The 22,120-nt window shown below is 66.6% G+C and carries 19 protein-coding genes; 5 read left to right on the top strand and 14 right to left on the bottom strand.

Going from position 1 to position 22,120, the window contains the following annotated elements; all coding sequences use genetic code 11:
- Positions 1 to 19: 19 nt before the first annotated feature.
- On the top strand, positions 20 to 1,441 hold the full coding sequence (locus E4M01_RS06375) for a metallophosphoesterase family protein (RefSeq protein WP_135061696.1): 1,422 nt from the start codon (positions 20 to 22) through the stop codon (positions 1,439 to 1,441).
- A gap of 426 nt (positions 1,442 to 1,867) precedes the next feature.
- Here the strand turns inward: E4M01_RS06375 and E4M01_RS06370 are convergent, their stop codons facing one another.
- Positions 1,868 to 3,472 (bottom strand): YadA-like family protein, encoded by a 1,605-nt coding sequence (locus E4M01_RS06370; RefSeq protein ID WP_167765237.1) that lies wholly within the window; start codon positions 3,470 to 3,472, stop codon positions 1,868 to 1,870.
- A 208-nt stretch (positions 3,473 to 3,680) separates the two neighbouring features.
- On the opposite strand from E4M01_RS06370, the gene E4M01_RS06365 reads away from it, so the two are divergent.
- The gene (locus tag E4M01_RS06365; RefSeq protein WP_135061698.1) at positions 3,681 to 4,526 is read left to right on the top strand and encodes a hypothetical protein; all 846 of its coding nucleotides are present in this window, start codon (positions 3,681 to 3,683) and stop codon (positions 4,524 to 4,526) included.
- Between the two features lie 153 nt (positions 4,527 to 4,679).
- Here the strand turns inward: E4M01_RS06365 and E4M01_RS06360 are convergent, their stop codons facing one another.
- Positions 4,680 to 5,993 carry a serine hydrolase domain-containing protein gene (locus tag E4M01_RS06360; RefSeq protein WP_135061699.1) on the bottom strand — a complete coding sequence of 438 codons (1,314 nt, stop codon included), beginning with the start codon at positions 5,991 to 5,993 and terminating at the stop codon, positions 4,680 to 4,682.
- Between the two features lie 18 nt (positions 5,994 to 6,011).
- Positions 6,012 to 6,212 (bottom strand): hypothetical protein, encoded by a 201-nt coding sequence (locus E4M01_RS06355; RefSeq protein ID WP_135061700.1) that lies wholly within the window; start codon positions 6,210 to 6,212, stop codon positions 6,012 to 6,014.
- A gap of 82 nt (positions 6,213 to 6,294) precedes the next feature.
- On the opposite strand from E4M01_RS06355, the gene E4M01_RS06350 reads away from it, so the two are divergent.
- Positions 6,295 to 6,783, top strand: a complete 489-nt coding sequence (locus tag E4M01_RS06350) for a MarR family winged helix-turn-helix transcriptional regulator (RefSeq protein ID WP_135061701.1) — start codon at positions 6,295 to 6,297, stop codon at positions 6,781 to 6,783.
- Between the two features lie 203 nt (positions 6,784 to 6,986).
- On the opposite strand, the gene E4M01_RS06345 is transcribed toward E4M01_RS06350, so the two are convergent.
- Positions 6,987 to 7,547: an HNH endonuclease gene (locus E4M01_RS06345; RefSeq protein ID WP_135061702.1), complete on the bottom strand. Its 561-nt coding sequence runs from the start codon at positions 7,545 to 7,547 to the stop codon at positions 6,987 to 6,989.
- A 121-nt stretch (positions 7,548 to 7,668) separates the two neighbouring features.
- Positions 7,669 to 8,544, bottom strand: coding sequence for a phenylalanine 4-monooxygenase (gene phhA / locus E4M01_RS06340; RefSeq protein ID WP_135061703.1), 876 nt, complete (start codon positions 8,542 to 8,544; stop codon positions 7,669 to 7,671).
- 154 nt (positions 8,545 to 8,698) lie between these two features.
- On the opposite strand from phhA, the gene E4M01_RS06335 reads away from it, so the two are divergent.
- Positions 8,699 to 9,817 (top strand): Ppx/GppA phosphatase family protein, encoded by a 1,119-nt coding sequence (locus E4M01_RS06335; protein ID WP_135061704.1) that lies wholly within the window; start codon positions 8,699 to 8,701, stop codon positions 9,815 to 9,817.
- On the opposite strand, the gene E4M01_RS06330 is transcribed toward E4M01_RS06335, so the two are convergent.
- The 5 genes from E4M01_RS06330 to gyrA all read right to left on the bottom strand — a co-directional run bounded on the left by E4M01_RS06330 (position 9,814) and on the right by gyrA (position 15,710).
- Entirely contained in the window at positions 9,814 to 10,716 is a 903-nt protein-coding gene (locus tag E4M01_RS06330) for a peptidylprolyl isomerase (protein WP_135061705.1), read from the bottom strand. The two genes, E4M01_RS06335 and E4M01_RS06330, sit on opposite strands and share 4 nt — an antisense overlap.
- Before the next feature lie 25 nt (positions 10,717 to 10,741).
- Positions 10,742 to 11,572 carry a peptidylprolyl isomerase gene (locus tag E4M01_RS06325; RefSeq protein WP_305764569.1) on the bottom strand — a complete coding sequence of 277 codons (831 nt, stop codon included), beginning with the start codon at positions 11,570 to 11,572 and terminating at the stop codon, positions 10,742 to 10,744.
- 2 nt (positions 11,573 to 11,574) lie between these two features.
- Positions 11,575 to 12,063 (bottom strand): pantetheine-phosphate adenylyltransferase, encoded by a 489-nt coding sequence (coaD, locus tag E4M01_RS06320; RefSeq protein ID WP_135061706.1) that lies wholly within the window; start codon positions 12,061 to 12,063, stop codon positions 11,575 to 11,577.
- Between the two features lie 81 nt (positions 12,064 to 12,144).
- A complete protein-coding gene (locus tag E4M01_RS06315; protein WP_135061707.1) occupies positions 12,145 to 12,933 on the bottom strand; it encodes an aminotransferase class IV in 789 nt (262 codons plus the stop codon).
- A gap of 23 nt (positions 12,934 to 12,956) precedes the next feature.
- Positions 12,957 to 15,710 (bottom strand): DNA gyrase subunit A, encoded by a 2,754-nt coding sequence (gene gyrA / locus E4M01_RS06310; RefSeq protein WP_135061708.1) that lies wholly within the window; start codon positions 15,708 to 15,710, stop codon positions 12,957 to 12,959.
- Positions 15,711 to 15,836: 126 nt separating this feature from the next.
- Here gyrA and E4M01_RS06305 point away from each other — a divergent pair, with 126 nt between their 5' ends.
- Positions 15,837 to 16,442, top strand: a complete 606-nt coding sequence (locus E4M01_RS06305; protein ID WP_135061709.1) for a superoxide dismutase family protein — start codon at positions 15,837 to 15,839, stop codon at positions 16,440 to 16,442.
- Between the two features lie 15 nt (positions 16,443 to 16,457).
- Here the strand turns inward: E4M01_RS06305 and pyk are convergent, their stop codons facing one another.
- The 4 genes from pyk to E4M01_RS06285 form a co-directional block, all read right to left on the bottom strand.
- A complete protein-coding gene (gene pyk, locus E4M01_RS06300; RefSeq protein WP_135061710.1) occupies positions 16,458 to 17,894 on the bottom strand; it encodes a pyruvate kinase in 1,437 nt (478 codons plus the stop codon).
- A 93-nt stretch (positions 17,895 to 17,987) separates the two neighbouring features.
- Positions 17,988 to 19,622 (bottom strand): alkaline phosphatase family protein, encoded by a 1,635-nt coding sequence (locus tag E4M01_RS06295; RefSeq protein WP_167765239.1) that lies wholly within the window; start codon positions 19,620 to 19,622, stop codon positions 17,988 to 17,990.
- A gap of 148 nt (positions 19,623 to 19,770) precedes the next feature.
- Positions 19,771 to 21,072, bottom strand: a complete 1,302-nt coding sequence (locus E4M01_RS06290) for an NTP/NDP exchange transporter (RefSeq protein WP_209316081.1) — start codon at positions 21,070 to 21,072, stop codon at positions 19,771 to 19,773.
- The gene (locus E4M01_RS06285; protein WP_135061712.1) at positions 21,059 to 21,982 is read right to left on the bottom strand and encodes an aldo/keto reductase; all 924 of its coding nucleotides are present in this window, start codon (positions 21,980 to 21,982) and stop codon (positions 21,059 to 21,061) included. The genes E4M01_RS06290 and E4M01_RS06285 overlap by 14 nt, the downstream gene beginning before the upstream one ends.
- Positions 21,983 to 22,120: the final 138 nt, after the last annotated feature.

Below are 22,120 nucleotides of genomic sequence, written 5' to 3'. Positions count from 1 at the left end.
CGGCAAGACATCAGTCCTGATGGCCGCTACAGCGGCGTCCCTGACGCTGTGGGCCACATCAGCCCAGGCCCAGGTCGTAGCGCCGCCGGATCCCGACCCAGCGCCGCCGCCCGCCCACGCGCCGAATGGACGCTATGCAGCGAAGGGGTGGGCCGACCGCATCGTGCTGTCTCCGGCAGCAGACGCCGCCACGGGCGCCGCCGTCGCCTGGCGCACCGACACGCGTCAGACGTCGGCCGAGGTCCAGATCGCGGAAGAGATCGACGGCCCCCTGCTCGGCCACGCGGCGGTGACCGTGAACGGCGTCAGCGCGCCGATCGCCAACGAGAACGGCGACGCGATCTATCATCAGGCGCGCTTCGAGAACCTGAAACCGGCGACCCGCTATGTGTATCGCGTGCGCGCCGCCGATGGCTGGAGCGAGTGGCTGCCGTTCCGAACGGCGGCCGCCGAGGCGGAGCCGTTCCGCATCATCTATCTGGGCGACACCCAAAACGACATCCTGTCGGTCGCCTCGCGCGTCATCCGCTCGGCTTTCAAGGAAGCCGGCCCCGCCGCCGTCGTCCTTCACGCCGGGGACCTGGTCGCTCAGCGCGAAACCAAGGTCCACGATGACGAATGGGGTGAGTGGACCGAGGCCGGCGGTCGCGCCTTCGCCATGACGCCCCAGATCCCAGCGACCGGAAACCACGAGTACGTCGACCACATCCTGCCGGACGGCGAGGAATCGCGCCGTCTCGGCCCGCACTGGCCGCTGCAGTTCGCCTTGCCTGGCAATGGAGCGCCCGGCGCGGAGGCGACCACCTATTTCGTCGATTATCAGGGCGTGCGCTTCATCGTCCTGGACGGTACGGCCGCCCTGGATCTGGGCGCGCTCGACAGCCAGACAAACTGGCTCGACCGCGTATTGGCCGAGAGCCCGGCGGACTGGAACATTGCGGTGTTCCACCAGCCGCTGTTCACCTGCGCACGGCCCAACGACACAGAGGCGCTGAAGGCGGCCTGGAAGCCCATCTTTGATGCGCGCAACATCGACCTGGTGCTCCAGGGCCATGACCACTGCTACGCCCGCGTGTCCGACCCCGCCGGGGCTGCCGCCTCGCACGCCACCAGCGATGCAGGCCGCCCCCAGGGACCTGTCTACGTCGTGTCGGTCGTCGGCTCCAAGATGTACGGCCTGAACGACCGCGCCGACACCCAACCGGTGCGCGCCGCCGAGAACACCGAGCTTTATCAGCTGATCGACGTCGACGGCGATCGACTGCTGTTCAGAGCCTTCACCGCCACCGGCCGGCTGTACGACGCCTTCACGCTCGTGCGCGGCGAAGACGGCCGCAATCGTCTGATCGAGACGCCTCAGCACGAGCTCGCCGCCCTCCGCCGTTGCGATGGCGAACACGGCCCTGACGATCGCCCGTGCACGGCCGAGATCAAGGACTGACGCTCGGGTATCCCCTGCATTCCCCAAGTATGCTGGAGATACCCCATGATCGTGGTGGCGGGTGGCGACGCGGGACAATCACGCCCGAGCGGTTCCACTCCGGACGCGTACAAGCGGAGGCTGCCAATGTCTTTAAGTGAACTCCACGGCGATCAAGGGATACTCTCAGGCGCATGCCAATGCGGGTCGCTCTCGGCAGCCAGCCCGAGGCAGGTCACCCCAGTCACTAACACTGCCCCTGGTCAATTTCTGGACTGGTCAACGGCTCGAGTCCTGCCAATATCTGGGCCGAGCTCTACATTCGGGCGATATTTTCGCCCGTCATCATCATTCGCCGGCTCGCCCGGACTGGTGCGCGCAAGGAGCAGGTCGCATGCCTGCACTGGCGGGAGGCCTCACGGCCGCGAAATGCGATCGGTTCGCGTCCTAGAAAAGCTTGAAACCTACTCCGACGCCGGCGGACCGTTCGCCGCCTCGACCAAATGATCCTCCTCCGGAGACCGAAACGCCGTTGCGGAAGCGGCGCCCATAGCCCACCGAGACGGCCTCCTGGCCGTTCTGAAAGCCCAAACCAACGGCCGCCCGACCTTCCCCAGCCGGCCCCGAGACATTGGCGGCCATGTTGACCATCGCCGTCATCATCGCGCCTTGGCGGTCGATCCTCGCGTCCATGTCGTCGAACCGACGACCCACATCGGCCTGAAAGCGGTCCATCCTGTCCGCGAGTTGGCCGACACGCTGATCCGTGTAGCTCATCGAACCCCTCAAGGTCCGGGCGTCGCCGGCGTCTGCATAGGCTTGAGAACTTTCCATCGTGGCCAGATTCCCGGCGTCAGCGTGCGCCTTGGCCTGATGGAGAACCTCCTGATCTGCCCGGTCGGCGTGGGTTTGCGCCAGCTGCAGCGTGCGAGCATCACCTTGGTCGGCGTACTCGGCAGCCTGCGAACGCGTCCGTGCGTCGCCCTCGTCCACATAGTCTTGTCCGGCGCCTGAGGGGCCGTGAGGCCCGGGGGGACCAGCAGGCCCTTGAGGACCGGCCGGTCCCGGCTGCCCTCCGGGACCTTGAGGGCCAGCGGGCCCCTGAGGCCCTTGGGGGCCAGGAGGCCCTGGTGTCGAGGAGATGGCGCGCAGGCTGTCCAGGGCCGTGTCGACGGCGGCAAAGGCGCTCGTCAGGTCGGTGAACTGTCCACCTTGGACCGTGAAGGCTGGCGCCGTGAACTGGCCGGCCGAATAGGCGGCCGAGCCGCCGAACCACGCAGACAGGCCTCGACCCAGTTCGTTACTATGCTCGCGCATCTGCCTGAGGTTGACAGCGTCGGTGTCTTCAATCGCATCGGCGATGTAAGCTAGGTTGCGTAGCAGGTCTGACCGTCCGAACGACACGGCGCGGTCTCGATGGGCGACCGAGTAGGACCCCAGCGCAATTGACTCCGTGCCGGCGGCGACCGCGTACGCGCCAATTGCAAGCGACCCCGGACCCGAGGCTTCGGAATGCGCTCCGAGAGCGATGGCCTCATGGTGTGCTCTCGAATAGTACCCAAAGGCGATGGAGTCGGCCTGCAAAGCCATTGACTGATAGCCCAGCGCGATCCCGCCATCGCCCCAGGCAAAGGCTTGACGGCCGATGGCTATCGACGAATGACCGTTTGCATCGGCCAGAGATCCAATAGCGGTTGCGTACATGCCGGTCGCATAATTTGACGAGCCTATGGCCACGGCGGATTGGCCACTTGCGGTGTTTTCATATCCCAAGGCTTGCGCAAAGTCTGCTGTTGCCGCGTTGCCGCTCCCGATCGCCGTTGCTTGATCACCGGTGGCACGATTGCGCCGGCCTAAGGCGATGCTGTCATCCCCACTGACTATGTTGGCGACACCGCAGCCGAATGATGCGCTGCCCGTTACCTCAGAGCTCACCGCCGGCTCGGTCAGAATGCAGCTCTGCTGAGCTTGCGCTCCGGTGGCGCTGACCGCAGAGACAACTCCAGCCACCACGAGGGGCAAGGCTGTGGTGAGCAATGATTGGCGACCCATGGCACGGCGCTCCGACATCGTAAAAAAGCTAAGGCTACGATTTTTCTAGTCTTTAGGCGGTCATCGACAGTAACAGTTGAGGCATTGCCGCGCTTGGAAGTTTCTTCCTGTAATCCTGTGAGGCCCCGTGCTGCGATCGGGAGCGCGAGTGCGAAGTGGAGGGACCCTCGCCGTGCCGTTGAATCGCCATCCAGTTTCCGAAGGCCGGATGAGCACCCAGGCGGTACGCGCGCATCCCGGTTTCGCGGACTTTCGACAGCGGCATCTGACCGACATGATCGTCGAGCTGGAGACTTGTCGGGCTCAGACGCCGCTGATGATTGAGGCTCAGCACCAAGTGATCGGTCGGCTGATTGTCGGCCTCCACTGCGCGAGCCGCCACGACCAGCCGCAGACTTGGGCGACCATCGCGCGTCTTCAGACCGTCGTCGCGCGATGCGGCCTTGCAAGCGCCCGATCCGTCAGTGAAATCGTGGCCCGGCTTCGAACGCGGGGGCTTGTCGACACTCCGCGAAGTCCGACTGACGGCAGGGTGAGGCTGCTACGTCCCTCGATCATTCTCGTCGACCACGACCGGCGCTTTCTGTCGGCGCTCTTGGGCGGGCTGACGGAAATTTTCACGGATGGCCGATACGATGCGATCGCGGCGGGCGAGCCCCTGGCGCACGCTCGATACCGTGCGGCCTGGGCCGCTCGAGCCGAAGAGACGGTCGAGCCTTTCCGCTGGAATGCGCCGATGCGGTTACTATACCGACGCGGCGCCGGCATGCCGTTGCTGTTCACGATACTGCGAGATCAATACGCACAGGGGCGGTGCGAGCTGGGTTTTGGCGAGCTCGGCGAGAGGCTGGGTGTGTCGAGAACGCAAGTCCGCGGCATCTTGGAAGCGGGTAGAAGCGAGGGGCTTTTCGAGTTCTCACGCATCGGCGGCGGACCCATTGCGACGCGGCGTATGTGCGACGCCTTCGATGAGCTGCTTTCCGCCTGCGCGGTCGCCTACACCGCCATTCTGGAAGACGCAGAAAGTACCAGAGGCAGGATGTCGTCCTCTTGATGAGGTTTGGGCAATGACGACGGCAAGTGCCGGTTTCGTCCGCCAAGCCAACGTCTGCTGCTGGCGCTTGGTTCGCCTCGAACTCTTGCTCTCAAAATCAGATCGTCTGGTGGGGCGATCTTCATGCAGACAGCAATCGTACTGCGTCAGTCCCTATTGAAGCTGGGATTTCGTCAACAGAGCCTCCAGAGCCGCTCGCCCTCCTGGATTGTTATTCAGCTCCAAAGACTTTCGATACATGGCGATGGCCTCATCCGTGCGACCTGACTTGACTAGCGCCTCGCCGTAGCTGTCGAATGCATTCCAACTTTGCGGGTGGAGATCCAGATTGGTTTTGAACACGGTCAAGGCCGCGGCCAGATCACTTGTCAGCCCGAGTTTAAGCGGGTCAGCCGGCGCCATGAGTTCATACCCCATGATATTAAGCTCGTCCTCGTCTAGGACATAGTCGGGGCTGTCGAGGTGTGATCGCAGATAGGCCAGGGCGCTTTCCTCTCCACGGGCCAGAAGCCGCCGGACATAGTCGCGAGCCAAGCTTCGACGTGGCGTCTCCACCGCTTGGCCATTGATCATCCGCGTCACGTCAAACGCCAGTCGGTTCACGTCCTCCGGCGAGTTGCTGAACACGACCACGGTCTGATCGCGTTCGAGGTTGTGGACGAGGATGCATGACGATCCGATCGATCCGCCCGCATGAAATACCAGCGTACCCCGCGCTTCATCGCCGCCGATGTACCAGGACAGTCCAATACGGTTCGGATGTAACGAGCCATCCCCCATCCGACTGACTCGGAAAGCTGCAGCCCTCTGCGCCTGTGGAACCAGTTCGTCATAGGCGTCCGCGAACCGGACTAAGTCCCGCAGCGTGCCGACGTAGTCTCCAAAGCCCGTCAGGGCATAGCGCATCCAGAACTGGCGCGCATACGGGATGTCTGATCCCACAAACGGGGGGTCGGCGAACCCGGTCGGAAAATAGTAGCCCTGCGCCAGCCCTACTGTCCGTCCTGGCTCCTCATACCGTTGAAATAGCGGCAAATAGCGCGTCTGCGTCATGCCTGCGGGGTGGAGGATATGCGCCGCGATATAGTCCGGATAGTTTTCGCCGCTGACCGTCTCGATGATCAGCGCCAGAACGGCGAAGTTGAGATTCTCATAGTTCGCACCCGCTCCGGGTTCATGGAGCAGAGGGCTTCGCGGTTCAGGCAGACTGGCGAGCGCATTGGCATTTGTGATCACATGATCCGGCGTCTCGCCCGAGCGCTGTCCGAACATGGCGCTCATGGATGGGAGGCCAGAGGTGTGATTGAGCAAGTGCCGGGCCGTCACCTCGGAATAGGGAAACTGCGGCAGATAGCGGGTTACGGAGGCATCGAGATTCACCAAGCCCCTGCTTTCCAACTGCAGGATCGCCGTGGCCGTGAATAGCTTTGAAATGGAAGCATAGGGGAACTCCGTCGACACCGTCATCGGCGTCTCCGGCGATCGCTAAGCCAGGCCGTAGGCTGCAGCGAACAACTGTTCAGCCTGCTGCGTGACCAGAACGCTCCCGCTGAACTCCCGCCGCTCGGCCAAGGCCTGGAAATAGTGGTCCAGGCGGGTCGTCGCCGCCTCCGCGCGACCTGAGACCGCGCACAGGACGACGAAGACCGCCGTCGCTGAGCCAACGATCCATCGATCCGAACTCATGATCGCCTCCGTTATGTAATATTTTATGTAAAATTTTACCAAATAGGATGCAAGTCTCTTCCCGTCGCGGTATTACAGGCTGATGGAAGACTTCGTTCACTCGCAGGGCGTGATCTGGCTGCCGCATATTTTGCGGCGGCTGAGCAACCGGTTCGTCGAGGCATGTGATCAAGTATTTGAAGAGTTCGGGCTCATTGTCCCGCACAACGCCGTCTCAGTGGTCCACTTTCTCTATGCCCATGGACCTCAGCCGGTGATGGCCATCGCTCAGGCAACGACCCAGTCGCATCCGCTAATCAACAGCTATGTACGCACCCTCAAGACCCTGAGTGTCGCGCAGACCCATATCGACCCGGCCGACCGGCGTCGCACGATCGTGTCCCTGACCGACCTCGGCCTTGAACAAGCTCGGGCGCTTCTCGCCGCAAGAGACGCCTTTGTGCCAGCCTATCGGAGGCTGATGGGTGAAGCCGATGCTGAAGTCTTCGAGGGGCTTTGGCGGCTTGAAGCTGCTTTGCGTGAAAGACCATTCGCGGAGCGCGTCAGAGCCGAGCGCGTGATTAAAACTTAATAGGCTCGACTGCGAGCGTCAGCGTTCGGGCAGGGCTTTCCTCCGTCCCGCCGTGGCGCGCTTAGAGCCTGTTTTCTGGTCTCCATATGGCCACCAGAACGAAGCAAATCGGAGGATCGGGCAGTCACCTCGGGTAATCGCCCGAATCGCTCTTTAGGTCAGAAAAACAGACACTTGGGCAACAACTGGAAAGCAGGCGAACGCTAGGGTTCGAGCTCGATGTCCCAGTAGAGGTAGTCCAGCCAGCTCTGGTGCAGGAAGTGCGGGGGGAAGCGGCGGCCTGCGTCTTGGAGTTGCCAGGCGCTGGGCTGGTGGGGGCCTCGACGAAGGGGCATGCCGGCCTGGGCCGGGGTGCGGCCGCCCTTGCGCAGATTGCAGGGTCCGCAGGCGGCGACGATGTTGTCCCAGGTGGTGCGGCCGCCGCGCGAGCGGGGCACTACGTGGTCGAAGGTCAGTTCGGTGTGATCGCCGCAGTACTGGCAGGCGAAGCCGTCGCGCAGGAAGACGTTGAAACGGGTGAAGGCCGGGCTGCGGTCCTGGTCGACGTAGCTTTTCAAGGCGATCACGCTGGGCAGCGTCATCTCCATCGAGGGCGAGCGCACGACCTTGTCGTACAGGGCCACCACCTCGACGCGTTCCTGATAGACGGCTTTGACCGCCTCCTCCCAGGGCCACAGCGACAGCGGATAGTAGGACAGCGGCCGGAAGTCGGCGTTCAGCACCAGGGCGGGCCAGCCGGAAGGGGGACGGGACAGGACCTGCATCAGGCCCTCCCGGCGATGCGGGGGGTTATCGACGCGACAGGACTGCAGACACGTCTCCTTCCCTCGTCTGATGAAGCGACCCTAGTCCCGATTCCGTGACACTGTCATGCGAAGTTGATGATCAGGCCGCGAAACGTCCGCCCCGGGCGGCGTAGGCCTGGGTGCCGTGGGTGAAGACCTGATCGTGGTCCAGCACCGCGTCGATAGGCAGGGGTTCGGCGTCCTTGAGGCGGTCGTAGATCGGACCGAAATCCTGCAGCGTGTCGCGCTTCAGCTGCTCGATGGAATCGATGACGAAATAGACCTGCTGGAAGTCATCGATGCGGTACAGGGTGCGCATGACCCGCTCCAGATCGAAGCCGATGCGGTTGGGCGACGGATCTTCGAGCGCAAACACGCTTTCGGTCGCCGAGGAAACGATGCCGGCGCCGTAGATTCGCAGGCCCTCGGCCTCCTGCACCAGGCCGAACTCGACCGTGTACCAGTACAGGCGCGCCAGATTGGGCAGCATCCCCAGGCCCGCCGCGCGCTGTCCACCCTTGCCATAGGCCTCCATATAGGCGGCGAAGTCGGGATCGGTCAGCATCGGCACATGGCCAAAGACATCGTGGAAGATGTCCGGCTCCTGCAGATAGTCCAGCTGGTCCGGCTTCCTGATGAACTGACCCGAAACGAAGCGGCGATTGGCCAGGTGGTCGAAGAACACCTCGTCGGGCACCAGGCCCGGCACGCACACCACCGTCCAGCCGGTCAGGGCTTGAAGCTTGGGATTGATGACGTCGAAGTCCGGGATGCCGCCGGCGTTCAGGTCCAGGGCGTCCAGGCCGCGAATGAAGGCTTCGCAGGCGCGGCCGGGCAGGACCTTCATCTGCCGCGCATACAGGGTGTTCCAGGTGTCGTGCTCGACCTCGGTGTAGGCCGACCAGTTCTGGGGAATGGTCCAGTCGGCGGCCGCGCCTTCCGGCGGCTGTTCGAAGACGTGTTCGAAATCGGACATGAAACGCTCCTGAGCGGCTCTGACGGCCTTTCAACCTATCTAGGCGGCCGAAGGCGTTTCGTCATCCTTTCGGCTTGGCGAACGGTTCGTGGCAGGTCTAGGTTGATCGGGACGGGCGCCAGCATGGCGCGCCCAATACAACCGAGTTCGGCCCATGCCGGAGACCGAAGGCGCGCCCGCGCGGCGCGACGACCGGTCCCAGTCCCGGCGGTCCCAAGGGGGCCAAGGGGTGTCAGGCCGCGACGCGCCGCTTTACGGCGCGCTCGACCTGGGGACCAACAACTGCCGGCTGCTGATCGCGCGGCCGGCGCGGGACGGCTTTCGCGTCGTCGACAGCTTCAGCCGCATCGTCCGCCTGGGCGAGGGCCTTTCGCGCACTGGCCACCTGGATACAGGCGCCATGGACCGCGCCTATGACGCCTTGGGCCTGTGCGCCGAACGACTGATCCGGCGCGGCGTCGATTCCGACCGTTTCACCGCCGTGGCGACCCAAGCCTGCCGCGCCGCCGAGAATGGCGAGGCGTTTGTGGAACGAGTACGCAAGGGCACCGGCCTGCGGCTGCGCATCATCGACCCGGCCGAAGAGGCCCGTCTGTCGGTCGCGGGCTGTTTGAACCTGTTTGATCCGCGCGCGGAGGCCGTGCTGGTCGTCGACGTCGGCGGGGGGTCGACGGAGATTTCGTGGCTGGCCAAAGGCGCGCGCGGTTTCGAAACCCTGGACTGGATGTCGGCCCCGCTGGGCGTCGTGACCCTGGCCGAGCGGCATCCCGAGCCCGAGGGGTCGGCGCCGGACTGGTACGAGGCCATGGTCGCCGACATGAGCGCCGCCATCGCGCGCGGCGGGGCCGGCGCCGCCCATGTCCATGATCACTTCGCCGCCGGGCGCGGCCACATGATCGGCACCTCGGGCGCAATCACCAGCCTGGCGGGCATCCATCTGGGGCTGCGCCGCTATCAGCGCGACCTCGTCGACGGGCTATGGATGACGCGCGGCCAGTGCGAGGCCGCCGCCGACCGCCTGCGCCGCATGGGGCCGGCCGGCCGCGCGGCCGACAGTTGCATCGGACCGGACCGGGCGGATCTGGTTCTGGCCGGGGCCGCCATTCTGGAGGCCGTGCAGCGGGCCTGGCCGTGCGAGCGCGTGCGCGTCGCCGACCGGGGCCTGCGCGAAGGCCTGCTGCTGGAGCGGATGCGTCAGGATCAGCCTTCGCGCCGACGCCGACGCGGGAGAGGCCGCGGACGCAACCAGGGACGGGCGCAGCCGGAAACCTAAGCCGCCGGGGCCGCGCCGTCCGACACCTGAACCGGCAGGTCGATGTCGCAGATCGAGAAGTCCGCGCCCTTGGCCTGACGCGCCTGCCGCACCAGTTCGGTCACGGCGGTTGAGGCCGCATCCGCCATGCGCACCGTCGGTCGCTCGCCCTCGGGCAGGTCGGAGGCGACGCGCACGCGGATCATGCGGTCCGGCTCGCCCACCATGGCGCCGTTGTCACCCTCGCCGACCTTGATCGCCCGAACCACGTCCAGGCCTGACACGACGCGGCCCCAGACGGTGTAGCGCTTCTCCAGCGACGGATAGGCCTGACGCATAAGGAAGAACTGGCTGTTGGCGCTGTCGGGATCGTCGTCGCGCGCCATGCCGGCCACGCCGGGGCAGTACAGACCCCAGGTCGAGGCGCGCCCCGAACCGTTCAGAGCCAGCAGGCTGTCAGGCTGGGTCTGGACCGGCAGAGAGCCGATGAAGCCGACCTCGGATCCCGTCGGCCGAGCGACGGCGACGAACGGCGTCTCGGCCGTGCGCTGGAAGGTGAACTCGCCCTTCAGGTTGGGATACCAGCTCTGGCCCTCTCCGGTGCCCAGCGGATCGCCCGTCTGGGCCATGAACCAGTCGATCACCCGATGCCAGACGATGCCGTCGTAGAACTGGCGCCGCGCCAGCAGGCGGATGCGCTCGACATGGCCGGGCGCGGCCAGCGGCGACAGCTCGATCAGGATACGCCCGCGGTTGGTGTCGATGACCAGCAGATTGTCGGGCGCCACCTCGCGCCATTCGGAGGGCGCGGGCGCCGGGACGGGCGTCGGCGCCGCCGTGGGCGCAGGGGCCTCTTGCGCCCATGCGGGCGCGGCCGTGAGGGCCAGGACAGATGTCAGTGCGGCGGCGGTTGTTCTCATGTTCTCTTCCCTCCCCGGAAGAGGCTCAGCCCGCGACCTCGACCACGGGCTGGATGTCGCAGACGCTGAAGACTGCGCCCCGACGGGCGCGTTCGGCCTCGATCATCTCGACCGTCGGCGTGGTCACGGTGACTTGCGGGCGTTCGCCGTCAGGCAGGTCGGAAGCCATGCGCACGCGGCTCATGACGTCCGGATCGATCACGCGGCCGTCCTCGGCTTCGGATCCAGGCTTGAGCGCGCGTACGACGTCCAGCCCCGACAGGACGCGGCCGAAGGCCGTGTAGAGCCCGTCCAGATTGGCGTTGCGGCCGCTCATAAGGAAGAACTGGCTGTTAGCGCTATCGGGACTGCCCGACCGCGCCATCCCCAGCACGCCGGGACAGAACAGGCCGTTCGCAGCCACTTTGAAGTCCGCGTTGATCATCATCTGCGCGTCGGGCTGAGTCTGGACCGGCAGGGCGTCGACTAGGCCGAACACACCCTGGCCCGCATTGGGAACCTCTACGAAACCTTCGCGTCCACGACGGAAACTGAATTCAGCTCGAAGGTTCGGCAGCTCCGAACCGCCCGCGCCTGTGCCCAGCGGATCGCCGGTCTGGGCCATGAAGTTCGGGATCACGCGGTGGAACTTCAGCCCGTCGTAGAAGCCTTGACCGGCCAGGGTGCGCAGCCGCTCGACATGGGCCGGGGCGGCCGTCGGCGACAGCTCGACCAGGATGCGCCCCTTGGCGGTGTCGATCACCATCAGGTTCTGCGGCTCAACCGTACGCGACGCCTGGGCGGAGGCGATGGGCGCGACGGCCAGAGAGAGGGCGAGAGCCGCCAGAGCGGTCGAAAGCAGGGTCTTGGTCTTCAAGATCAGTGTCCGTTCTTCACTCGGGCCCGCACCCGCGCGGCGACGGCGGGGCTGACGAAACTCTCGATCGCGCCGTCCAGCCGGGCGATCTCCTTGACCAGCCGCGAAGCGATGGCCTGGTGGCGGGGGTCGGCCATCAGAAAGACGGTCTCGATGTCGCTATTGAGGCGCTGGTTCATGGCCGTCATCTGGAACTCGTACTCGAAGTCCGCGACGGCCCGCAGCCCCCGGATGATGACGTTGGCGTTCAGGCTTTCGGCGAAATGCATCAGCAGCGTCTCGAACGGCTGCACCACGATGTCGCCGCCCAGGCCCTCGACCTCGGCCCTCAGCATCTCGACCCGCTCGTCGGTGGTGAACAGCGGGCCCTTGTCGTCGTTGCGCGCCACACCGATGACCAGCCGGTCGACCAGCTTCACGGCTCGGCCGATGATGTCCATGTGCCCGTTGGTGACGGGGTCGAAGGTGCCTGGATAAAGGCCGATGCGCATGGCGGGTCCCCCTTCGCCTCTCGCGGTTCGTTTAGCAGGCGCGAAATCAACGGCCTAGTGCGCCTGACAGCGACGTGATGGTCATAGCGGCTGCAACGGCGACGCCGCCCACAGATCACGCAGGCGCTGGATCAGGGCGGACGGCTCCACCAAGGTCAGCTCGTCGATGGCCGTCACCGAGGCGGCCGGCGTGGCGCTGTTGCAGAGGAAGGCGCCGTCGAAGGTCCGCAGGTCGTCGCGAGTGATCGCCCGCGTCTGCTGGGTCAGGCCCGCCCTACCCAGCCCGTCGCGAAGGATCGCCTGGGTCACGCCGGCCAGCATCGCCGCCTGTGGCCAGACCACCGTGTCGCCCTGCACGAAGCCGATGTTCCAGAGACTGCCTTCCGAGATGCGCCCTGCCCGATCGACGAACAGAGCGTCGTCGAATCCGGCCGCCCGCGCTGCGCGGCGTGCGTGCATCAGGCCGAAGGTGGCGGTGTGCTTCAGTTCGGGCGCTTCGCGTTCGTAATCCAGCGTCATGAGGCGCACCGAACCGGCCAGCGGCGGCGGCGGATCGAACACCGCTGTCATGACGCGCGGCGCGCCCACGAAGCCGGGATCGCGATGGCCGATCTCGGGCGAGAACAGGCTGACGCGCAGCCAGCACGCCTCGCGGCCGCCTACGGCCAAGCGCATCAGACCCCGAAGACGCCCTTCGACCACCGCCTCGCCAAACAGGGCGAGCGCCGACTGTTCCAGCCGCGCCAGGTGCCGATCCAGCCCCCGCGCCGCGCCGCCCTCCACGCGAAAGGAGGTGTAGGCGCCGTAGTTGACCAGCGCCTGGTGCGCCAGATCGTCAGGCGACGCGGGCTGACCGTCGATGAGGATCATCGTTCCAGCCGCCGGGAAAGGGCTCAGCCCTCGCCCGGATCCTCGTCAACGGCCACGTCCGCCTCGCCGTCCGCGCTTTCAGGCAGGCGCTCGACGGAGACGACCTTCTCGTCCTTGCCCGTGCGGAAGATGGTGACGCCCTGGCTGGAGCGGCCGACCACGCGGACCTGGCTGACCGGCGTGCGGATCATCTGACCGCCGTCGGTGACCATCAGCAGATCGTCGCCGTCCTGAACCGGGAAGGCGGCGGCCAGGCGCGTGCCGGCGCGGCCGCCCAGGCCATGGGCCGTCAGCCCCTGCCCGCCGCGACCGGTGCGGCGATACTCGTAGGCCGAGGATCGCTTGCCGAAGCCGGTGTCGGTGACCGTCAGGATGAACTGCTCGGCCGCGCCCAGTTCGGCGATGCGCTCGACCGACAGGCTGGCTTCCGCGACCGCCTCGTCGTCGCCCTCTGCGGGCGTCTCCTCGGTCTCTTCGCCCACGGCGCGGCGCATGGCGTTGGCGTGTTTGACATAGGCGGCGCGTTCCTCGGGCGAGGCGTCGACGCGGCCCAGCACGGCCATGGAGATAACCTGGTCGCCGTCCTGCAGACGGATGCCGCGCACGCCGGTGGAATCGCGGCCCTTGAAGACGCGGACGTCGTCGGCCTTGAAGCGGATGGCCCGGCCCAAGGCCGTCGTCAGCATGACGTCGTCGTCGGCGGTGCACAGGCCGACGCCGACCATGTGGTCGCCGTCTTCCAGCTTCATGGCGATCTTGCCGGCGCGGTTCACCGTGGCGAAGTCCGACAGCTTGTTCCTGCGCACATCGCCCGACTGAGTGGCGAACATGATGTCGTAGTCGCCCCAGGTGGTCTCGTCCTCGGGCAGGGGCAACACGTTCATGATGCTGTCGCCCGGCTCGATGGGCAGCAGGTTGACGAAGGCCTTGCCGCGCGAGGTCGGCGCGCCCAGCGGCAGACGCCAGGTCTTGAGCTTGTAGGCCCGGCCGTTGGTGGCGAAGAACAGGACCGGCGTATGGGTCGAGGCGGAGAAGACGCCGGTGATGGCGTCCTCGTCCTTCATCGTCATGCCGGACTTGCCCTTGCCGCCGCGATGCTGGGTCCGATAGGCGTTGAGCGCCACGCGCTTGACGTAGCCGCCGTGGGTGACGGTGACGACCATGTCCTCGCGCGGGATCAGGTCTTCGTCCTCCATCTCGGCGTCGCCTTCGCCGATGACGGTGCGACGCGGCACGGCGAACTGGTCCTTCACCGCGATCAGGTCGTCGCGGATGATGCCCAAGACGTTCTTGCGGTCCGACAGGATGGTCAGGTGGCCCTGGATGGTGTCGGCCAGGCCGCGCGCCTCGCCGAAGATGTCGTCGCGGCCCAGGCCGGTCAGGCGGCTGAGCGTCAGGGCCAGGATGGCGCGGGCCTGTTCGTCGGTCAGGCGGATCTTGTCGCCCTCGACCAGAACGGTGCGCGGATCGGCGATCAGCTCGACCAGGGCCATCATGTCCCCGACGGGCCAGGCCTTGGCCTGCAGCCGCTCGCGCGCCTCGGCGGGATCGGCCGACGACCGGATGATGTGTATCACCTCGTCGATGTTGGCCACGGCCACGGCCAGACCGACCAGGACGTGGCCGCGGTCGCGGGCCTTGGCCAGCTCGAACTTGACGCGGCGGACCACCACCTCCTCGCGGAAGTCGAGGAAGATCTGCAGCAGCTGGCGCAGGCCCATCTGTTCGGGCCGACCGCGGTTCAGCGCCAGCATGTTGACGCCGAACGACGACTGCAGCGCCGTGTAGCGATAGAGCTGGTTCAGGATCACGTCGCCCGAGGCGTCGCGCTTCAGCTCGATCACCATGCGCATGCCCTGACGGTCGGATTCGTCGCGGACGTCGGAGATGCCTTCAAGGCGCTTCTCACGCACCATTTCGGCGATGCGTTCGATCAGGCTCTGCTTGTTCACCTGGAACGGCAGTTCGGTGATGACGATGGCCTCGCGGTCCTTGCGGATCTCCTCGATCGAGGCCTTGCCGCGCACGATGACCGAGCCGCGTCCGTCGCGCAGGGCGTTGCGCGGCGCGGTGCGGCCCATGATCTCGCCGCCGGTGGGGAAGTCGGGGCCGGGCACGATGTCCAGCAGAGCGTCGTCCGAGACTTCGGGATCGTCCAGCAGGGCCAGGGCCGCGTCCACGACCTCGCCCAGGTTATGCGGCGGGATGTTGGTCGCCATGCCGACGGCGATGCCGCCCGCGCCATTGACCAGCAGGTTCGGAATCCGGCTCGGCAGGACGACCGGCTCCAGCTCCTTTTCGTCGTAGTTGGGCTGGAAATCGACAGTGTCCTTGTCGATGTCGGCCATCAGGGCGACGGCGGCCGGAGCCATCTTGGCCTCGGTGTAACGCATCGAAGCCGGCATATCGCCGTCGACCGAACCGAAGTTGCCCTGGCCGTCGACTAGCATCAGCCCCATCGAGAAGGGCTGAGCCATGCGCACCAGCGCCATATAGACCGAGGCGTCGCCGTGCGGGTGGAACCGGCCCAGCACGTCACCGACCACGCGCGCGCACTTCGAATAGCTGCGCTCGGGCGTCATGTTCAGATCGTGCATCGAGTACAGGATGCGACGGTGCACGGGCTTCAAACCGTCGCGCGCGTCCGGCAGGGCGCGGCTGACGATCACGCTCATGGCGTAATCGAGATACGAGCGACGCAGCTCGTCCTCGATGGTGATGTTGGAGATGTCGCCGCCGCGGGGGGCGGGCGGGTTCTGCAAGGTGTCGTCGGTCAAGGAAATCGGGCTTTATTGGGCCGGAATCGGAACGTGATCCGCTGCCTGGGTTTCTAGCATCCAGGGGCTGTGGCGCCAAATGACGCGCGCCGGTTCAAACGCCCCGTCTGACAAGGGAAAAACATCATGCGCGCCATGCTCCTCGCCTCCGTCCTCATCGCCGCCCCGCTGGCCGCCTGCAGCCAGCCCGAAGGCACGACGGCGGCCGACGCCACCAGCCCGGCCGCTGCGCCCGCTCCGGCCCTGACGGCGCAGCGCGCCGACGTCGGCGCCACGGCAACGGCCCCTCTGACGAACGGCCAAGGCGGACAGGCCGGCACGGCCACCTTCAGCCAGGGTCCGCAAGGGGTGGTGATCCGCATCGAGGCCACCGGCCTGACCCCCGGGTGGCACGGCATCCACCTGCACGAGACCGGAACCTGCGAAGGTCCCGGCTTCCAGTCGGCCGGCGCCCACGTCCACGGCGGCTCGACCGATGTGGTGCACGGCCTGCTGAACGCCCAGCAGAACGACTTCGGCGACCTGCCCAACATCTATGCGGACGCCCAGGGCCGCGCCTACGCCGAGGTGTTCACCACCTTCGCCCGCCTGGCCGACAGCGGCCCCGGCGCGCACCTGCTGGACGCGGACGGCTCGGCCATAGTCATCCACGCCCAGCCTGACGACCACAACAGCCAGCCCATCGGCGGCTCGGGCGACCGCGTCGCCTGCGGCGTGATCGCGGCAGGATAAGCGCGAAGATCCGGACTAGCGCCGCCGCCTGCTCTTGGCCGGCGCATGGGCGAGGCGAAGCAGATTGGCGGCGCCGGGCGCGCCGAAGGGGGTGCCGGCGAGGATGAGGATGCGCTGGCCCGGCTCGGCCAGGCCGTATTTCATGGCCGACTGGACGGCGTCTTCGGTGACGTCCTCCAGTGAGGTCGGCTCCTTGCCCAGGCGCGGCTCCAGGCCCCAGACCAGCGACAGGCGGCGTGCGGTTTCGGCCTTGGGCGTCAGGGCCAGAACAGGCTGCAGCGGGCGTTCGCGCGACATGCGGCGCGCGGTGCCGCCCAGGGTGGTGAAGACCACCATGCAGGCGGTGGACTGGGCCTCGGCGGCCTTGCGCGCGGCGGCGACCAGGGCGTCGACGTCGTGGATGTCCATGCCGGCGTGGTCGGCGTCCATCAGGCCGGGCCAGAGCGGGTCGCGCTCCACCCGCTCCATGATCCGGTTCATGATGCCGACGGCTTCCAGCGGATAGGCGCCCGACGCTGTCTCGGCCGACAGCATGAGGGCGTCGGCGCCCTCATAGACGGCGTTGGCGACATCCGACGCCTCGGCGCGGGTCGGCGCTGGGCTGGAGGTCATGGACTCCAGCATCTGGGTGGCGACGATGGCCGGCACGCCGCGCTGGCGGGCGGCGCGCAGGATCTGCTTTTGGGCGACCGGCACCTCTTCTGGGTCCAGTTCGACGCCCAGGTCGCCACGCGCGACCATGACGCCGTCGCAGTAGTCCAGAATGGCCTCAAGGTCCGTCAGGGCCTGAGGCTTTTCGATCTTGGCCAGACAGGCGGCCTGACCGCCGACCAGCCGCTTCAGCTCGGCCATGTCCTCGGCCTTCTGGACGAAGCTGAGCGCCACCCAGTCGACGCCGAGGCGCAGAGCGAAGGCCAGGTCCTCGCGGTCCTTGGGCGTCAGGGCAGAGACCGGCACCACCGCCTCGGGCACGGCCACGCCTTTGCGGTCCGACAGTTTGGAGCCGCTCTCAACCGTCACATCGGCCCAGGTGTCGGCGCGTTCGCCGACGCGCAGGCGCACCCGCCCGTCGTCGATCAGCAGCAGCATCCCGGTGCGCAGCGCCTTGAAGATTTCAGGGTGTGGCATCTGAACCCGCGCCTCGTTCCCCGGCGTGGGATCCAGGTCCAGCCGCATGACGTGGCCGGGCTTCACAGAAATCTCCACATCGGCGAACCGGCCCAGCCGCAGCTTGGGGCCTTGCAGGTCGGCGAGCACGCCCAGCGGTCGTTGCAACGCCATCTCGGCGCCGCGCACGGCCTTCAAGGCGGCGGCGTGATCCTCATGCGACCCGTGGCTGAAGTTCAAGCGAAACACGTCGACACCGGCCTCGGCCAGGGCCTTGACGGTGCCGGGGGCGCGGCTGGCGGGCCCCAGGGTGGCGACGATGCGCGCGCGCCGGGCTCTTTTCATGATCTTCTCATTGGCGTCGGGAGGCGTTTCCACCCCTGTTCTGCCAATGAACCGCGTCCCGGGTAAGGCCGGAACGCCCGCCGAAACACGAGTTTACGGCGCGCCCTGCCCGCAGGCCCCGGCCACGGCCAGCCCCAGATCAATGCAGCGGCCGTCCACTTCCGGCGTCTCCAGCCCAAGCGCATTGGCCAAGGTCGGTGCGATATCGATGGTGCGGATGGGCGCCGGCCGCTCCTGCCCCCCGTCGCCGGGCGTCCAGAACAGGATCGGCACGCGGCGGTCGTAATCCCAGATCGAGCCGTGGCTCATGGCCGACGATCCGATGCGCCCGCCGCCCCGCACGGTGAAGGGCGTCAGGCCGTACATGATTTCCGGCGACCGATCGGCGACAACGCTTAGACGCAGACGTTCTCGGAGGCTCAAGGCCGCCGGCTCGCGCGTATCGGCCGGGACGGGGTCGGCGATCAGTTCGTCGCGCGCCACGGCGATGGCCACGTCCGGCTGATCGTTCAGGAAGGCGACGGCGGCCGCTATGGCCTGGTCTCGCGTCGCTCCAGTCAATGCGGTCCGCTCCGGGCCGCGCAGCGAGACGCCCGTCGCCGAATAGGCGGCGGCGTCGTGGTCGAAGCCGAAACGCTCGCGCAGCATCAGGTTCAGGCGCGGGATGATGGTCGGGTCCGCACGGCGGGCGCGGGGCTCGCCCCGTTCGGCCAGCCGCTCTACAATGTCAGAGCCGCCGTGATCGGCCGTCAGGACCAGCAGAACGCCGCCGGGCACATCCTCCAGACGCTTCAGGAAATCGCCCAGAGCGACGTCGAGGCGATGCATCTGCTCGCACATCTCCGGCCCCTGGGCGCCGTAGGCGTGGCCGATGCGGTCCGTGCCCGACAGGCTGACGCCCAGCAGATCGGTCACGCCTCGACGGCCCAGTTGCTGGGTCTCCAGAAGCTCAGTCGCGGCTTCCAGAGTGATCTCGTCCAGCAGCGGCGAGACATCCAGCTCGAACATCGCCGGCGGCAGGGTCGAATGGAACGCCTGCCCCGCCACGGTCAAGGTTCCGACCAGGGCGCGGCACTGGTCGCGGGTGAAGTCCCAGGCGGGCGGATCAGCGCGCAGGCGCTCGGCCGTTCGCGCGTTGAAGGCGGATATGGGCGCAAGGCGTTCGGCGGCGTCCTGGCCCGGCTCCACATAGGTCGTGAAGCCGAAATCCATCGTGTGCCAATAGGCGCCGTCGGGCCGATGGCCCGCCAGATTGATGGCGCCGCGATCCTTGCCGGAAACGGCGAAGACGCGGCTCGCGGGGCTCTGCTCCTTCAACCAGTCGCCCAGGGTCGTGGCGCGCAGCAGCGCCGGTCCCACCGGGCCGTTGTCGGTGTTGCGGCCGTGCGCGAGCGCGTTCCGCCTGTCCTCTAGACAATAGAAAGGTCGGCCCGTTTCCGGATCGAAGCCGAAGTTGGCCTGAATGCCCGTTTCCGTCGGGTGCCGGCCGCTCAGTATGGTCGAGAAGCCCGGGCAGGTCTCAGTGAGTCCATGGGCGTGGTAGCCGTTGGCGTAGACCAGGCCCTCATCCGAAAGCGTCTTCAGCCCAGCCTGGAAACGCGGGCGGTATTGATTGAACAGATCAGCGCCCAGCTGATCGACCACGACAACGACTACAAGAGCCGGCGCGGCGTGCGGCTCAACGCCCGGGCTCAACGGCTGGCTGAGAGCGGCGGGCGTGGTCCCCATCAGACTCGCAGAAAGAGTCAGGAAAGCGAGCCATCCACGAATCATCACGTCCTCACAACGCATTCACGACGGCGGTGCTGTTACCCGCCGCCTGCCCTCTGGCCAAGCGGCATTCGGGGGCGTCTTGCGCGTATAAGGCGTTCTAGCGTCAGGCCCGTCCGACGTCCGACCGGTCGTGCCGACGCCCGACGTTCCAGCCCACTGCGGCCCATACGCCCGCAATCAGACCACCCAGCAAAGCGACCAACCAGGCCGCCCCGAGACTGGCGATCCCGGTGTTCAGCCAAGCGGACATCATGTCGCCGCCCCGGTACACGACCGTGTCGATGGCGTTCTTGGCCTTGTACTTGGTCTCCAGATCGAGCGGCGAGAACAGCATCTCCCGGCCCGGCCGAACCAGGGCGTACTCGCCCACCCGACGCACGACCATGACGAAAACCAGGATGGGGAAGGTGGCCGCGAACGCCAGGAGCCCAAAGCCGAAAACCATGATGACCGGCACGGCTGTGAGTAGAACCACCACGCCAAGACGGCGCGCGATCCAGCCGGTCAGGAAAAGCTGGATTCCGATCGTCGAGGCCTGCACCACCGCATCGATCGTCGCGAAGACCTGGGTCTGGCGGGTGCGGTCGGCGAACGTCTCCGACACGATGCGCGCCTGTTCGAAATAGAGGAAGGTCGTCACCGAGGTGAGCAGCAACACGAAAGCCGCGACCGCCAGAAGGTAGGGCGATGCGATGATCAGCCTGAGCCCGCCCCAGATCGAACCTCCGATACGCTCGGGCGTCGGGCCGTCGCGTCGCGGGCCCATGCGGTCGCGCCAACGCAGCAGCCAGAGGACGCAGACGAGGGTGGAGAGCAGCAGGCCCGTGGAAATGAACAACAGCCCCGCCTCGCCGAGCGGCGCAATCAGCAATCCGCTCAGCACCGGGCCGGTCAAGCCGCCCAGGCTGGCGCCGGCGGCGATCTGGCCGAACATCCGCTGGCTCTGGTCGCGGTCCAGCACATCGGCCAGAAGACTCCAGGCGATGGAGATGACGAACAGGTTGAAGACCGAAGCCCAGACGTAGAACAGGCGTCCGACCCACACATTCCCCGGGTCCAGCGCGAGGCTTACCCCGAAGCCGATCATCACCACCGACGAGACCAGATAGGCGAGCGGCAGAAGCCGCCGTCGCGGCAGCCGCCCGGCCGCCCACCCATACACCGGCGCCACGATCAGAGTGGCCGCGAAGGTGGCGGTGAACAGCCACTGAAGATTGTCGACGCCGCCGGCCACGCCGAACATCTCGCGCACCGGCCGGAGCATGAACCAGCTGGTGAACAGCAGGAAGAACATCAGGAAGCCGCCGATCACCGCCGGCTGCTCTTCTTGGCGCACCGCGATCAGGTTGAAGCGCGGCGCAGCCTGTCCCAGACGCCGTGGCGACGGATCGTCAGACGGCGTCAATATACTGCTCCATGCGACGCCTCATGGCCGCATCGGGCAGCGGGGCGCGCGCCGCGCCCAGGTTGTCATCCGCATAGCGCACCTGGGCCGTGCCGGGGATGGCGATAGGCCGCGACGGATGGGAAACGATGTACTTCAGGAAGATTTGGGCCCAGCTGGCGGCTCCGATCTCGGCCGCCCAGTCCGGCAGCGGCCGATCCTGCACAGCCTGGAACAATCGACCCCGGCCGAACGGCAAGTTGATCATGACCGTCACGCCCTGTTCCTGCGCAAGGGGCAGAATCCGATCCGCCGCCTCTCGATTGTCGAGGGCGTAATCGATCTGGATGGCGTCGAGCGAGTGTTGACGCATGGCGGCCTCGAAGGCCGCGTACTGTGGCTTTGCGGATGTTGTGGCGCCGAGCGCCCGAATGCGTCCGGAGGCCTTCAGATCACGCAAAAGCGCCAGCTGGTTGTCGAGTCCCCGCAGATTATGCACCGCGATCAGGTCGATCACGTCCGTACGCAGCTTGCGGAACGAGGCTTCGATCTGGGCCGCGCCCTGCTCGACGTTGTCGGCGCCGACCTTGGTGGCGATAAAGAGACGGTCACGAATGCCGAGGTCTTGCACCAGTTCGCCAACAACCTCCTCCGCGCGCCCATAGGAAGGGGCTGTGTCGATCAGACTGCCCCCCAGCTCCGCGAAACGGCCCACGGTGTCGCGCAGTGCGCTCATGGCCGCCGCGTCGGCCGGCTCGGCATAACGCCTCGCAGTGCCGATGCCGATGACCGGCACGTCCTGATCAGCCCCTCGGAACCGGGTGGTGATCAGATCGCGCACATTGGTTTGACGAGCCGAGGCGTCGGGCGTCCAGGCGCCGCTGAGCGCCAGAGCGCCTGACGTGGCGAGGAAGGTGCGTCGAGCGATCATGACTGTTTTTCCTGAAGGCTGATGGTTCCGTAACGTCAGTATTCAACGGCGGCGACGCGAAAGCCCATCGCAGCGATAATGCGGCCCAATGTCGCAGGACTCCCATGTCCCGCTGCTGGCTCGAAGCCTGCAGCTGGA

Origin of the sequence: Brevundimonas sp. MF30-B, from assembly GCF_004683885.1 — a bacterium.
Lineage (GTDB): Bacteria > Pseudomonadota > Alphaproteobacteria > Caulobacterales > Caulobacteraceae > Brevundimonas.
This window is presented reverse-complemented; position numbering and strand designations above follow the sequence as displayed.